General features: G+C 62.6%; 11 protein-coding genes. 4 read left to right on the top strand and 7 right to left on the bottom strand.

Annotated features, from left to right (window positions below):
- Positions 1–508: 508 nt before the first annotated feature.
- The 5 genes from iolD to NCS28_RS09155 form a co-directional block, all read right to left on the bottom strand.
- A complete protein-coding gene (gene iolD / locus NCS28_RS09175) occupies positions 509–2,392 on the bottom strand; it encodes a 3D-(3,5/4)-trihydroxycyclohexane-1,2-dione acylhydrolase (decyclizing) (protein WP_250513532.1) in 1,884 nt (627 codons plus the stop codon).
- A complete protein-coding gene (locus tag NCS28_RS09170) occupies positions 2,389–4,383 on the bottom strand; it encodes a bifunctional 5-dehydro-2-deoxygluconokinase/5-dehydro-2-deoxyphosphogluconate aldolase (protein WP_250513531.1) in 1,995 nt (664 codons plus the stop codon). Before NCS28_RS09170 ends, iolD begins: the two co-directional genes overlap by 4 nt.
- Before the next feature lie 12 nt (positions 4,384–4,395).
- Entirely contained in the window at positions 4,396–5,184 is a 789-nt protein-coding gene (locus NCS28_RS09165) for an ATP-binding cassette domain-containing protein (RefSeq protein ID WP_250513530.1), read from the bottom strand.
- Between the two features lie 13 nt (positions 5,185–5,197).
- A complete protein-coding gene (locus NCS28_RS09160; protein WP_250513529.1) occupies positions 5,198–6,364 on the bottom strand; it encodes an ABC transporter permease in 1,167 nt (388 codons plus the stop codon).
- Between the two features lie 154 nt (positions 6,365–6,518).
- Positions 6,519–7,571, bottom strand: coding sequence for a sugar ABC transporter substrate-binding protein (locus NCS28_RS09155; protein WP_250513528.1), 1,053 nt, complete (start codon positions 7,569–7,571; stop codon positions 6,519–6,521).
- 201 nt (positions 7,572–7,772) lie between these two features.
- Here NCS28_RS09155 and NCS28_RS09150 point away from each other — a divergent pair, with 201 nt between their 5' ends.
- The 4 genes from NCS28_RS09150 to NCS28_RS09135 all read left to right on the top strand — a co-directional run bounded on the left by NCS28_RS09150 (position 7,773) and on the right by NCS28_RS09135 (position 10,950).
- The gene (locus NCS28_RS09150) at positions 7,773–8,651 is read left to right on the top strand and encodes a MurR/RpiR family transcriptional regulator (protein WP_250513527.1); all 879 of its coding nucleotides are present in this window, start codon (positions 7,773–7,775) and stop codon (positions 8,649–8,651) included.
- A complete protein-coding gene (iolG, locus tag NCS28_RS09145) occupies positions 8,641–9,645 on the top strand; it encodes an inositol 2-dehydrogenase (protein ID WP_250513526.1) in 1,005 nt (334 codons plus the stop codon). Before NCS28_RS09150 ends, iolG begins: the two co-directional genes overlap by 11 nt.
- Positions 9,642–10,658, top strand: a complete 1,017-nt coding sequence (locus NCS28_RS09140) for a Gfo/Idh/MocA family oxidoreductase (protein ID WP_250513525.1) — start codon at positions 9,642–9,644, stop codon at positions 10,656–10,658. The genes iolG and NCS28_RS09140 overlap by 4 nt, the downstream gene beginning before the upstream one ends.
- A 64-nt stretch (positions 10,659–10,722) precedes the next feature.
- Complete coding sequence (locus NCS28_RS09135; RefSeq protein ID WP_250513524.1) at positions 10,723–10,950, top strand: sulfurtransferase TusA family protein; 228 nt, start codon at positions 10,723–10,725, stop codon at positions 10,948–10,950.
- A gap of 80 nt (positions 10,951–11,030) precedes the next feature.
- Here the strand turns inward: NCS28_RS09135 and galU are convergent, their stop codons facing one another.
- Positions 11,031–11,912 carry a UTP--glucose-1-phosphate uridylyltransferase GalU gene (gene galU / locus NCS28_RS09130; RefSeq protein WP_250513523.1) on the bottom strand — a complete coding sequence of 294 codons (882 nt, stop codon included), beginning with the start codon at positions 11,910–11,912 and terminating at the stop codon, positions 11,031–11,033.
- A gap of 78 nt (positions 11,913–11,990) precedes the next feature.
- Positions 11,991–14,858 carry a valine--tRNA ligase gene (locus tag NCS28_RS09125; protein WP_250513522.1) on the bottom strand — a complete coding sequence of 956 codons (2,868 nt, stop codon included), beginning with the start codon at positions 14,856–14,858 and terminating at the stop codon, positions 11,991–11,993.
- Positions 14,859–14,923: the final 65 nt, after the last annotated feature.

Raw genomic sequence — 14,923 nt, 5'->3', positions numbered from 1 at the left:
GCTTGCCAGGTGATCGTGGGCTACCTAAGTGTCGCCCCCACAAGACTAATCGGGCTTGGCTCGCGCACGGTCTGTCACCGCGCATCGCACAGCGGAGCGGTTCAGCACCAAATGGCTCCAGCCCGCTTCGCGGCTGACCGGTCCATCGGGTCTGCCCGTACTCTTTTTGCTAACGGCTCTATCTCGCTGCATTGGTAATTCGTTGGTTTTCGTTGCAAACCCAGCGGCAGCGCGTAGCGCTGTGCCGGCGCTGTTTTGTGCTGAACCAGCGCGTTTGAACAACTAGCTTGTCAGACCGTGCGCGATCCAAGCGCGGTTGGACCTGTGAGGGCGACACTTAGGCAGCCCACGACCGGCTGGCAAGCATGGCCAAACTGCGTGTGACCGCGGGCGTGTGGAGCTGCTTTCTTTGGTTACTTTCTTTGCAGCAGCAAAGAAAGTGACTGCCGCCCCGCACAGGGGCAACGCTAATAAACCAACAACAAAGCAGGCTTCCACGAAAAACCCCTTAAAGTCCCCTAGCCTCAAGCGCCCGCTCATAAGCCTCACGAGCAACGACGACCGCCGCGCGGTCCGATACTTCCGGCACGGCGACTTCCCACCACCATCCGCCTTCTTCGGTAGGCCGAGCCGGATCGGTATCGATCGAAATCAGATAGCTTCGATCCGCCGCCCGCGCGCGTGTCATCGCGTCTTGCAATTCATCGATGCCAGACACATGCTCCGACAACGCCCCAAGCGCCCGCGCATGCATCGCGAAATCGATCTCAGGCGCACCGGGCGCGCCTTGCCTGCAGTTATCGATGAGATTGTTGAACGGCGCCCCCCCACAAGCCCGCTGCAATCGATTGATGCAACCGAACCCGCGATTGTCGAGCAGTACCACGATCAACTTCGCGCCCAGCATCACGGAGCTGGCGAGTTCGCTATTCATCATCAGATAGCTGCCATCGCCGACGATCACGATCACCTCGCGCTCGGGCCGCGCGAGCTTCACGCCCAGCCCGCCCGCAATCTCGTAGCCCATGCACGAATAGCCATACTCGACGTGATAGCCACCCGGCCGTCCCGTGCGCCAGAGCTTCTGCAAATCGGCGGGCAGGGTGCCGGCCGCGCACACGACGATATCGTTCGCAGGCGACTCATCGTCCGAACGCTGCACCGCGCCGATGACATCGGCTTCGCGCGGCAACATGCCATCCGCGACAGGCGTGTTCGTCACGTGAGCGACGGTCTCGCGCCATTCGTTCGCGAGCCGATGCGCACGCGTCGTCCATTGGGGCGATGCGCGCCAGTCGCCGAGCGCAGCCGATAGCGCATCGAGCGCGACGCGCGCATCCGCCTGCAGGGCGACGGCGTTCTGCTTCAAGGCATCGAACGGATTGGCATTGATCGCGACGAGCCGAGCCTGCGCGAAGAGCGTGTTCGATCCGGTCGTGAAATCCTGCAAGCGCGTGCCGACGGCGAGCACGCAATCGCTCGCATGGGCGAGTTCGTTTGCGCCCGATGCGCCCGTCACGCCGATGCCGCCGACGTTCAACGCATCGTCCCACGCAAGCGCGCCTTTGCCCGCCTGCGTTTCCGCAACCGGAATGCCGTGTTTGTGCGCGAACGTGCGCAGCGCATCGGCCGCGAGTCCGTACAGCACGCCGCCGCCCGATACGATCATCGGCTCGCGTGCTTCGCGCAACATCGCGGCGGCGCGTTCGATCTCGCGCGGAACCGGCGCGGGCGCATGAAACTCGACGACCGGCGGCGCGAAGAACGACGCCGGATAGTCATACGCCATCGCCTGCACGTCTTGCGGCAGCGCGAGCGTGACGGGGCCGCACAGCGCCGCATCGGTGAGCACGCGAATCGCGCGCGGCAATGCGCTCAGCAATTGCGCGGGATGCACGATGCGATCGAAGTATCGCGAGACCGCTTTCAACGCATCGTTCGCGGATACGCCGCCGTCGTGAGCGTCCTCGACTTGCTGCAGCACCGGGTCCGGCGCGCGCGACACGAAGATATCGCCGGGCAACAGAAGCACCGGCAGACGGTTCACATGCGCAAGCGCGGCGGCGGTCACGAGATTGGTCGCGCCCGGACCGATGGACGTCGTCACCGCCATCATGCGGCGGCGCATGTGCGCCTTCGCATAGGCGATCGCGCTATGCGCCATCGCCTGCTCGTTGTGCGCGCGATACGTCGGCAATTCATCGCGATGCCGATACAGCGCCTCGCCCATGCCCGCGACATTGCCGTGCCCGAAGATCGCGAACACGCCGCCGAAAAGCGCTTCGCCATGTTCCGTGCGAAGCGCCGCGAGATAGCGCACGACGGCCTGTGCGGCGGTCAGTCGAATGGTGGCGTTCACGCCAGTTTCAGTTTGCGTTGCACGCTGGTTCATGCGGCCTGCTCCTGTTTGATCTGACGATCTTCCACATGCGACGCTCCACGCGCATCACGCCATGCGCCGATCAAGGTCTCGAACGTGCGGCGCACACGCGCGATCAATTCGCGGTCGTCGATTTCGTTTGCGAGCCACGCATGGCTCGGTTCGTGAAAGATCGTGCGTCCGACGGTGAAGCCCTTGCAAGTCTTCGACGCTGCCGCCGCCTTGAACCCGTCGCGCAACTGATCGACGGCCGCCGACAGCCCGAGCAGCACGACGCCGCGGCAATACGGATCGCGTTCGGCGATCAGCGCATCGATCGCCTGCCATTGCTTCGCGCTCATCGGTTCGAGCTTCCACCATTCAGGATAGATGCCGAGGTTGTAGAGACGCTTCAACGCGCGATTCACGGTGTCGTCGTCCACAGGCGGTCCGTTCTTCGGCACGATCACTTCGAGCAGCAGTTCGTTGCCGCTTTCCTGCACGGCATCGTAGAGCGCGCGCAACTGCGCTTCCTGTTCGAGCCGCACGTCATGCGGATGATCGGGGTGATAGTGCACGAGACACTTCGCGACCTGCTCGCGCGGCCATTGCACGAGCGTCGTGCCGATCGAGCGGCCGTGATCGAACACGAGCGGCATCGAGCCGGGCAATTCGACCGGACGCCCGATCCACCAGCCGCGGCCCGTCGCCGCGTTCAACGCATCCTGGCCGTAGCGATCGTCGATCAGCACGCCGATGCGTCCTTCGAGCGCGAGTTCTTTCTCCGTCTGCGCGACGGCTTCGACGAACAGGTTCTTCAAAGTCGCGATGCGCGTTTCGCTCGCACCCGTCTGCTGCGCGAGATCGAAGAACTGATTGCGATGATCGAACGCGAAGCCGAGCACTTCATCCCATTGCTTGCGCTTCGGGCTCACGCGATGCAGGCGTGCGAGCGTCGCATCGCGATCCGGCCGGCGCATGCGTGCGGGATCGGCCTTGGCCGCGGCGAGAAAGTAATCCAGTTCGGCGGGCGTGGGCATCGCGGGCGCGCAGCCGTGACGCGACACGACCAGCGCGCCGCATGCATTGGCCGTGCGCGCGCACGCTTCGAGCGGTTCGTCGCGCAGCCAGCCGGAGAGAAAACCGGACGCGAACGCGTCGCCCGCGCCGAGCACGTTGAGCACTTCCACTTCGACGCCGCCGTGTATCGGCGCATCGTCGATGGAAGCGGGCACCGCACCCTCGATGATCGAGCAGCCGAGCGGCCCGCGCTTCACGACGAGCGTCGCGCCCGTGACTTTGCGGACCATCGCGAGCGCATCGATCAAATGATCCTCGCCGCCCGCGATGCGAAACTCTTCTTCCGTGCCGATCACGAGATCGATCAACGGCAGAATGCGCTGCAAGTGCGCGGTGACGCCTTCGTTCGCGACGAAGCGCGTCTCGCCGTCGGCCTTGCCCGCGAGTCCCCACAGCACCGGCCGATAGTCGATGTCGAGAATCGTGCGCACGTTATTGCGCCGCGCATAGTCGAGCGCGCGGCGGCTCGTGCGGTTCACCTGCTCGGTCGAGAAGTGTGTGCCCGTGATGAGCAGCGCCTTCGACGACGCGATAAACGCTTCGTCGAAATCGGCTTCGTCGACGGCCATGTCCGCGCAGTTCTCGCGATAGAACACGAGCGGGAACGTGTCGCGATCTTCGAGGCCGAGCAGCACGAGCGCGGTGAGCCGTTCGGGATCGATGCGCACATGGCTCACGTCGCAGCCTTCGCGTTCCAGAGTCTCGGTGAGAAAGCGCCCCATGTGATCGTTGCCGACGCGCGCGAGCATCGACGATGCGAGACCGAGCCGTGCGCAGCCGAACGCGATGTTCGCCGACGAGCCGCCGAGATATTTCGCGAACGTCGATACGTCTTCGAGGCGCGCGCCGACCTGCTGCGCGTAGAGATCGACGGCGAGGCGGCCGAGGCACACGATATCGCGTGTGCGATCCGGCGCGAAGCGAGAGGTAATTTGTGTTGGCATGGCTTGGTGTCCTCAGATCGTCGCGCCTTCGAGTTCAGTCATCATCTGCTGCATTTCCGCGCCGCCCGCCATCATGTCGAGCACTTCGTTCTTGCTGATGGTGTCCTTCGTGTACGTGCCCATCGAGCGGCCGCGATTGAGCAGCGTGAACGAATCGCCGATCGGATACGCGTGATGCACGTTGTGCGTGATGAAGATCACCGAGATGCCTTTTTCGCGCGCCTTGTGGATCAGCTTGAGCACGTTGAAGCTCTGCTTCACGCCGAGCGCGGCTGTCGGTTCGTCCAGGATCAGCACGCGTGCGCCGAAGTGGATCGCACGCGCGATCGCGAGGCATTGCTTCTCGCCGCCGGACATCGTGCCGATGGGCTGATGCGGATCGCGCACGCTGATGCCCATTTCCGCGAGCTTGGCGCGCGAGGTTTCGGCGGCGAGATCGAGGTCCATCACGTTGATGAAACCGAAGCGCTTCTTCTGCGGCTCGCGTCCCATGAAGAAATTGCGCGCGACGGAGAGCAGCGGCACGAGCGCGAGATCCTGATACACCGTCGCGATGCCGAGATCCAGCGCTTCCTTCGGCGAATCGAAATGGACCGGCTTGCCATCGACGAGATAGTCGCCGGAAGAGGGCGTATGCACGCCGGCCAGCGTCTTGATGAGCGTGGACTTGCCCGCGCCGTTATCGCCGAGCAGGCAATGCACTTCGCCGCGCTTGAGCCGCAACGTGACGCCGTTGAGCGCGATTACCTTGCCGAAAAACTTGCTGACGTTCTCGAGTGCGAGGATGTTGTCGTCGTTCATGTCGGTTCTCCTCTCATTGAGCCTGCGAGACGCGGCGGCGCACGTAGTGGTTGAAGAGCACGGCGATCAGCAGCATTACGCCGAGGAACACGCGGAACCAGTCCGAACTCACGTTCGTATAGGTGATGCCGATCTGCACGACACCGAAGATCAGCGCGCCGAAGCATGCGCCGACCACCGAGCCGTAACCGCCCGTCAGCAGCGTGCCGCCGATGACCGCCGCGATGATCGCTTCGAATTCCTTTTGCAGACCGCGGTCGGCCGCCGCGGAACCGATGTCGCACACTTGCAGCACGGCGAACAGGCACGAGCAGAACGCGGTCAGCACGAAGAGCGATATCTTCACGCGCTTCACCGGCACGCCGACGTTCTTCGCGGCGTTAGCATCGCCGCCGACCGCGAGAATCCAGTTGCCGTAGCGCGTCTTGGCGAGCACGAACGCGCCGATCGCCGCGAGCACGAGCCACCAGATGATGACCTTCGGAATGCCGGGCACGAGCGGCTCGCCGCTATCGAGCAGCTTGCCGATGCCCATGTGCGCGAGCCACGTGAACATGCCGTGCAGCGCGACGCCATGAAAGAGCGTGTTGGCGATCGGATCGGCCTGCGCGAGATCGCCCACGCCTGAGATGATGGTGCGGTCCGCGAACATGATCGACAGCGCGAGGGTCAGGCCGCGCAGGATGAACAGGAACGCGAGCGTGACGATGAACGACGGCAGGCGCGTTCGCATCACGAGATAGCCGTTCAGTGCGCCGAGCAGCATCGACATGACGAACGCGAAGAGAATCGAAATCGACAACGGCCAGTGAAAGTAGACCGAAGGCAACGCGACCATCATGCCCGCGAAACCGATCATCGAACCGATGGACAAGTCGAACTCGCCCGCGATCATCAAGAGACACGCGCCGACCGCGAGCAGCCCGAGATAGGCGGCGACCTGCGACCAGTTCATGACGCCGTCGAGGTTGAACATGCCCGACGAGCCCGCGCCGAAACCGAAGATGATAAACACGAGCACGGTGCCCGATATCGCCGCGAATTCAGGGCGGTTCAGCAAATGGCCGAACCACGATTGCCGACGTACGCGCTCATCGGAAGGCTTTGCCGTGTCAGGTGTGTCAGCGTTGTCCTGCTGAGGGTTCACGTGATGAGGGTAATGCTTGCCGGCTACGCCCATGATGGCTCCTTGAGACTCGATACGAAGTACAGTCCAGTCGCGATGCGCGTGTCTTTACCGCGTCCGTGAACGGACGCGGTAAAGACACAATGGACTTGAGAAAAGCGGGCGGTTCGTGGCTTACCGAAGCCGCCCGAAGAAGGTCATGCCGGTTTCAACGATATTGACCGGCGTACTTCACGACCTTGTCGAGATTTTCTTTGGTGATGAAGCCCGGTCCCGAACGAATGTTCTTGGGACCATAGGACGGTTCCAATCCGTAGGTTGCGAGGCGCGCCTTGAACTTCGGATTCGCTTCGAGAATCTGACGGATCTTCGCCGGATCGGTGGTGTGCTCCTTGTGCACGATCGCGAGCACAGCCACCGGGATATAGCCTTGCAGATACGGCTGCTGATCGATCGCGAACTTGATCGTGCCGTCCTTGATCGCCTTCGCGATGTCGTCGGAGAAGTCGAAGGTCACGAAATAGATCTTGTTTTGCAGACCCATTTGCGCGACTGCCTTGAGCGTCGCGGAAGCGGGCGTCGGTCCGAGCGTGAGGATCGCGCCCGTGTCCGGATGATTGCGCAGATACGCCGATACCTTCGATTGAATCTCGGTCGGGTCTTGTCCCGAATCGATCGTCGAGGCCTTGTAGTCGATGCCGAGCGCATCGGCGAAGCCCTTGCATCGATCGAACGAAACCGTGTTGGTCGCGATGTGATTCACGCACAGAAACGACTTCACGCCCGCGGCCTTCGCCTTTTCTCCCGCCGCTTTGCCGGCGACATATTCCGGCTGGCCGACGTGCATGATCGCGCCCAGTTGCGCGCTCTGTTCTTCGGTGCCGGAGTTGATCGTCACGAGCGGAATCTTCTTCGCGGTGACCTTGTTGAGCGAACTCTTCAGCACGTCGAAGTCGGCGATGGTAGTGATGACGCCGTCGTAGTTGCGCGCGGCGGCCTGCTCGATCAGACGCGACATGTCCGCGATATCGCCGTTGGGCGGATTGCGATAGTCCGTCTGCACGTTGAAGTCTTCGTCCGCCTGCTTGATCGCGTTCTTGATGGTGTTCCACCAGGAATCCGAATCCGGCGCGTGGCTGATCAGCACGAACTTCGCGTCCGGCGCCGCCTGAGCGGGACTCGCCGCCATCAACGTTGCGCTGCACAACGCAGCAGCAGCCACCAGCGCGCGCAGCGCGGCCCGACCGTTGCAAATGGTCATTGTCTCCACCTATCTCGGTTGTTGTTTGGTGTGATGTCTCGCGAGCCGACTTTTTGATGTGCCGTGCTCAGGACCAAGAGTAGGTCAGTTTCAGGAGCTCTGCAATAGATATTTTATTGGTGCGGCAAATGGAAAATACGTTCCAATTTGCGGGCCGCCTTCCTATAATCGGTCCTACAACGAACATCGAAAGAGCCTGTGATGGATGACGCCAGCACCGACGTACAAAGCGTCGACGAACTCATGCAGCGGATCACCGACGCCTACGACTCCCTGCCGCGCCAGTTGAAGAGCGTCGCGACTTATATCGAGCAGCATCGGCCAAGCGTGATGATGGATCGCACGAGCGATATTGCGAATGCGTGCGGCGTACACGCGTCGGCGGTCGTGCGTTTCGCGCAGCGCTTCGGCTTTTCCGGCTTCTCCGACTTGCAGGCCGTGTTCAGACAGGCCTACACGGGCGCGGGCGGCTCGCAGCAGAGCTATCAGCAGCGTATCCGCAAGCTCATCGACGAGAAGGCGGGCGAGGCGTCGGGGCTGTCGGTGGCGCGCGAATTCATCGCGGCGAGCCGCGCGGGTCTCGACGAGCTCGAAGCTGGCCTCGACGACGAGCAGTTCGAAGCCGCCGTCGACATGCTCTCGCAGGCCGAGAACATCTACGTGATCGGCGTGCGCCGGTCGTTCGCGGTGGCGAGCTACATCGTCTATGCATTGCAGCACACGAAGAAGCGCGTGCATCTGATATCAGGCTTCGGCGGCATGTTCCGCGAGCAGGTCCGCAGCGTGAAGAAGGGGGACGTGGTGGTCGCGATCAGCTTCGCGCCCTACGGCAAGGAGACGCAATATTGCGTGCGCGCCGCGCAGCATCACGGCGCGAAGACCCTCGTCATCACCGATAGCCAGCTTTCGCCGCTCGCGCGACATGCGAGCGCGAGTCTGTTCGTGAAGGAAGGCAGCGCGTTCGCGTTCCGTTCGCTCACGAGCACCATTTGCCTGTGCCAGGCGTTGTTCATCGCGCTCGCGTACCGGCTGGAGTTGAATGTCGAGGAATCCAAGGAGACAGGTGGCTATGACGATTGATGTGGCGGTGTTCGGGGCAGGACGCATCGGCAAGATTCACGCGGCCAATCTCGCGCGGCAGCCGGGCGTGCGTTTGAAATACGTCGTCGATGTGAACCGTGACGCGGCTTCGGCGTTGGCAGCTTCATATGGCGCGCAGGTCGCCGATGTCGACGGCGCAATGGGCGATGCGTCCATCGGCGCGACCGTCGTGTGTTCGAGCACTGATACGCACGCGGATCTGATACTGGCGTCGGCGGCGCAGAAGAAGCATGTGTTCTGCGAGAAGCCCGTCGATCTCGCGATCGAGCGAGCGCGTGCATGCGCCGACGCCGTCGAGAAAGCGGGCGTCGTCTGCATGATCGGCTTTCAGCGCCGCTTCGATCCGAGCTTTTCGGCGCTGAAGGCGCGCATCGATGCGGGCGAGATCGGCGAACCGGAGATGCTGATCGTGACAAGCCGCGATCCGGGCGCGCCGCCCGTCGAGTACATCAAACATTCGGGCGGCATCTTCAAGGACATGCTGATCCACGATTTCGACATCTTCCGCTGGATTCTCGACGACGAAGCCGACACGCTGCACGCCACGGGCAGTTGCCTGAGCGATCCGGCCATCGCCGATGCGGGCGACATCGATTCGACGGCGGTGACGATCCGCACGAAGCGCGGGCGGCTGTGCCAGATCAACACGGCGCGGCGCGCGGCGTATGGCTACGATCAGCGCTTCGAATTGCTCGGCAGCGCCGGCATGCTGCAAGCGGGCAACGTGCGGCCGACCGAAGTCACCGCTTATACGTCGACGGCGGTGTCGAGCGACAAACCCGAGGCGTTCTTTCTGGAGCGCTATCGCGCGGCGTACGCGGCGGAAATCGCGCATTTCTTCGATGCGGTCGAGACGGGCAAGCCGGTGCGCACCACGGTCGCGGACGGATTGAAGGCGCTGGAACTGGCCGAAGCCGCGACGTTGTCGTGGCGCGAGAAGCGCATCGTGAGGCTCGGGGAGAACGTCGCATGAATCCGTTGCGCGTCGGTATCGTCGGACTGGGGCGGCTCGGGCGCCGGCATGCGGAAAATCTCGCGTGGCACGTGCCGGGCGCGAGACTCGTCGCGGCGTGCAGCCCGGAAAAGGAAGAGCGCGCGTGGGCGGAGGCGTCGTTGCCCGAGTCGTCTCTGTACGCGAACTTCGACGAACTGCTCGCGGATGCTTCCATCGATGCCGTGTGGCTCGTCACGCCGACATCGCTGCACGCGCGGCAGATCATCGCCGCGTTGCGCGCGGGCAAGCATGTGTTCTGCGAGAAGCCGCTGTCGCTCGATCTCGCCGAATGCGATGCCGTGCTCGAAGAGCATGCGCGTCATCCGCATCTGCATGTGATGATCGGCTTTGTGCGACGCTTCGATGCCAGCTATCGCGATGCGTTCGACGGCATCGCGAAAGGCGCGATCGGCCGGCCCTTCATGGTGCGCTCGCAGACTTGCGACAAGAACGATCCCGACGGCTTCTTCGTGCGATTCGCGCCGACATCGGGCGGGCTCTTTCTCGATTGCAGCGTGCACGACATCGATCTCGCGCGCTGGCTGCTCGGCAATCCGCGCGCGCGACGCGTGTATGCGAGCGGTACCATCGCGATTCACGACGGCTTGCGCGAGTGCGGCGACATCGACAATGGCGTGGGCACGATCGAGTTCGACGACGGGCGGCTTGCGGTGCTGTACGCATCGCGCACGATGGCGCATGGGCACGACACGCAGACGGAAGTGATCGGCACGGCGGGCGCGCTGTCGGTGGGGCGCAATCCGCGCGCGAACCGCGTTGAAATTGCGGATGCGCACGGCATGCGCAATGCCTGCACGCCGACGTTCTTCGAGCGCTTCGAGGATGCGTTCTTGCGCGAGGCGCAGGCGTTCGTGGCGTGGCTGAAGGATGGGAAACCGACCGGGCTTACGCTGGACGACGCGAGGGAAGCGACGCGTATCGGCATCGCGATGCGACAGGCTTATGAAAGCGGGCGGCCGGTAGAGTTGTGACTGCTGCGCTAGAATCGAACCTTCACCGAGCGCTCACCCCCAGGCAAAGAAAGGTTCAATCGCGATGGAAGTTCACAAGGAAGTCGACGCGCGCGGGCTCAACTGTCCGTTGCCGATTCTGCGGGCGAAGAAAGCGCTCGCCGACATGACGAGCGGTCAGATTCTGAAAGTGCTCGCAACCGACCCGGGATCGCAGCGCGATTTCGCGGCGTTCGCCAAGCAGACCGGCAACGAGATCGTCGAGTCTTCGGCGCAGGACAAGACGTTCATCTTTCTGATGCGCCGGCGTTGAAAGACGCAAGCAGGCGCCCAAAAACAAAATGCCCGTCACGCAGGTGACGGGCATTTTTTTCAGCCGGATCGGCCAGTGCTTCAGCCTTCGAGAATCGGCGCGAGGTTGCGCAGGTACTCTTCGAAGTCCGCCTTCACTTCCGGATGACGCAGCGCGAATTCCACCGTGGCCTTCAGATAGCCCAGCTTGCTGCCGCAGTCGAAACGGGTGCCGTGGTACTTGTACGCGAGCACTTGCTCGTCCGAAAGCAGGGATTGAATCGCGTCCGTCAGTTGCAGCTCGCCGCCCGCGCCCGGCTTCAGCGCGCGAATGTGATCGAAGATGCGCGGCTTCAGCACGTAACGGCCGACCACGCCCAGGTTCGACGGCGCCACGGCCGGTTCCGGCTTCTCGACGATGCCCGCGAGCTTGAAGATGTTGTCTTCCCACTCCTTGCCGTCGATGACGCCGTAGGACTTCGAATCCTGAGCCGGAATCTCTTCGACGCCAATCACCGAGCTGTGATAGTGGTCGAACACTTCGATCATCTGCGTCATCACGGGCGGCTTGCCGTACAGCAAGTCGTCCGCGAGGATCACGGCGAACGGATTGTCGCCGACGAGCTTTTCAGCGCAGAGCACCGCGTGCCCGAGACCGAGCGCTTCGGCCTGACGCACGTAGAAGCAGTCCACGTGGCTCGGCTTGATGCTGCGCACGAGCTCGAGCAGCTTGTCCTTGCCGCGCGCTTCGAGTTCCGCTTCGATCTCGTAGGACTTGTCGAAATGGTCTTCGATGGCGCGCTTGCTGCGGCCGGTCACGAAGATCATTTCGGTAATGCCGGCCGCCATCGCTTCCTCGACCGCGTACTGAATCAGCGGCTTGTCCACGACTGGCAGCATTTCCTTCGGGCTTGCCTTGGTCGCGGGTAGGAACCGCGTGCCCAGACCTGCGACGGGGAAAACCGCTTTGGTAACTTTTAGCATGTGATGACCCTGATCCTCTTAAATCATTGAAACGTCGAGACAACCGGAACGGATCGATAAATGATTCGAACCCCCAATTCAAGCCGGCAGACGCAATAATTGGGCCTGAAGTTTCTCGATAGTGGTTCCGTATTCTGCCAGCCTTTTGCGCTCCTGTTCAACGACAGACGCCGGCGCTTTTGCAACAAAGCTTTCATTGCCGAGCTTCGCATTACATTTCGCGATTTCGGCATTCAGACGGTCCACTTCCTTCGTGAGACGCTCGCGCTCCGCGGCGACATCGATCTCGACTTTCAGCACGAGCTTGTTCGTGCCGACGATCGCGACCGGCGCGCCGTGCGCCTCTTTGTCGAGGGCGGCTTCGTCGTCGATGATCTTCACTTCGGAAAGACGCGCGAGGGCGGCGATATACGGTGCGAACGCGGTGAGGCGCGCCGCGTCGCCGTGCGCGAGCAACGGCACCTTCACCGCGGGCGACAGATTCATTTCGCCACGCAGATTACGACACGCATCGATGACACTCTTCAGTTCGGCGGCCCACTGTTCGGCGGATTCATCAATCTTTTTCTGCGCGGCGCGCGGGTAGGGCTGCGTCATGATCGACACGTCGCCTTCCTTCGCGCCCGACGGGAACGCGTCGGTCAACGGGGCGACCTTCTGCCACAGCGCCTCGGTGATGAACGGAATGATCGGATGCGCGAGGCGCAGCACCGTTTCCAGCACGCGCAGCAGCGTGCGGCGCGTCGCGGTCTGCTGTTCCGGCGTCCCGGTCTGGATCTGCACCTTCGCGAGTTCGAGATACCAGTCGCAGTATTCGTCCCACACGAACTTGTAAATCGCGCTCGCGACATTGTCGAATCGATAGTCCGCGAAGCCCTTCTCGACTTCCGCTTCCACGCGCTGAAGCAGCGACACGATCCAACGGTCGGCCTGCGAGTAGTCCGTGTAGCCGCCCGGACCGCAATCGCCCGGCTTGCATGCGCCGGGATTCGCGAAGCCGCAATCGTGACCTTCGCAATTCATCAACACGAAGCGCGTGGCGTTCCACAGCTTGTTGCAGAAGTTGCGATAGCCCTCGCAGCGCGCGAGGTCGAAGTTCACGTTGCGGCCTAGCGTGGCCATCGACGCCATCGTGAAGCGCAGCGCGTCCGTGCCGAACGACGGAATGCCTTCAGGGAATTCCTTGCGCGTCTTTTTCTCGATCTGCGCGGCCGCCTTCGGGTTCATGAGGCCCGTGGTGCGCTTCGCGACGAGCGATTCGAGATCGATGCCATCGACGATGTCGATCGGGTCGAGCGTGTTGCCCTTGCTCTTCGACATCTTCTGGCCTTCGGCGTCGCGCACGAGGCCGTGCACATAGACGGTGTCGAACGGCACCTTTCCGGTGAAGTGCGTCGTCATCATCACCATTCTGGCGACCCAGAAGAAGATGATGTCGAAGCCGGTCACGAGCACGGAAGAGGGCAGGAACGCCTCGAGTTCCTTCGTCTCGTTCGGCCAGCCGAGCGACGAGAACGGCACGAGCGCCGACGAGAACCATGTGTCGAGCACGTCTTCATCGCGCTTGAGCGGGCCTGCGTAGCCTTGCGCGTCGGCATCGGCGCGGGCTTCTTCCTCGGTCTTCGCGACGAAGATCTCGCCGTTCTCGCCGTACCATGCGGGAATCTGATGGCCCCACCACAACTGACGCGAGATGCACCAGTCCTGGATATTCTCGAGCCATTGATAGTACGTCGTGGTCCAGTTCTCGGGCACGAATTTGATCTGGCCGTTTCTCACGACATCAAGCGACGTCTCCGTGATCGACTTGCCCGGATTGAACGTGCCTTCGGGCGCTGCCTTGGTCATCGCGACGAACCATTGGTCCGTGAGCATCGGCTCGATCACGACTTGCGTGCGATCGCCGCGCGGCACCATCAGCTTGTGCGGCTTGACGGATTCGAGCAGGCCGAGCGCTTCGAGATCCTTCACCACTTCCTTGCGCGCGTCGAAGCGGTCCATGCCGCGATATTTCTCGGGCGCGTTGTCGTTGATTTTCGCGTCGAGCGTGAGGATCTCGATCTGCGGCAGCTTGTGCCGCTGGCCGACGGCGTAGTCGTTGAAATCATGCGCGGGCGTGACCTTCACGACGCCGGTGCCGAATTCGCGATCGACGTATTCATCGGCGATGACCGGGATTTCGCGATCGCACAGCGGCAGCACGACCGTCTTGCCGATCAGATGCCGATAGCGCTCGTCCTCCGGATGCACCATCACGGCGACGTCGCCGAGCATGGTTTCGGGACGCGTCGTCGCGACCGTCAGATGGCCCGAGCCGTCCGGCAGCGGATACTGGATGTGCCACAGGCTGCCGTTCTCTTCCTCGCTCACGACTTCGAGATCCGACACGGCCGTGCCGAGCACCGGATCCCAGTTCACGAGGCGCTTGCCGCGGTAGATGAGTCCTTGCTTGTAGAGCGTGACGAACACGTCGCGCACGGCGGCCGACATCTTGTCGTCCATCGTGAAGTATTCGCGCGACCAGTCGATCGACGCACCGAGGCGGCGCACCTGATTCGTGATGGTCGAGCCGGACTGCTGCTTCCACGCCCAGACGCGCTTCAGGAATTCCTCGCGGCCGAGGTCGTGGCGCGAGACGCCCTGCGCGTCGAGCTGGCGTTCGACGACGATCTGCGTCGCGATGCCCGCGTGGTCCGTGCCCGGCACCCACAGCGTGTTCTCGCCGAGCATGCGGTGATAGCGCGTGAGACCGTCCATAATGGTCTGGTTGAACGCATGCCCCATGTGCAGCGTCCCGGTCACGTTCGGAGGCGGCAACTGGATGGAGAAATTCTTCGCGCCTTCTTTGAACGTGGGCGCTGCGAGCCCGCGTTTTTCCCATTCCGGGCCCCATTGGGACTCGATGTTTTGAGGCTCGAAGCTTTTGGCAAGCGTGTTGTCGCTCATTGTGGAATCTGCCGAGAGATGCGTGAAAAAATGCGGGGGAATCTCCAATTATAAGGTTCCGCGCG

Origin of the sequence: Caballeronia sp. INDeC2, assembly GCF_023631325.1 — a bacterium.
Lineage (GTDB): Bacteria > Pseudomonadota > Gammaproteobacteria > Burkholderiales > Burkholderiaceae > Caballeronia.
The sequence above is the reverse complement of the archived record's forward strand: the minus strand, read 5'-3'. Positions and strand labels throughout refer to the sequence as shown.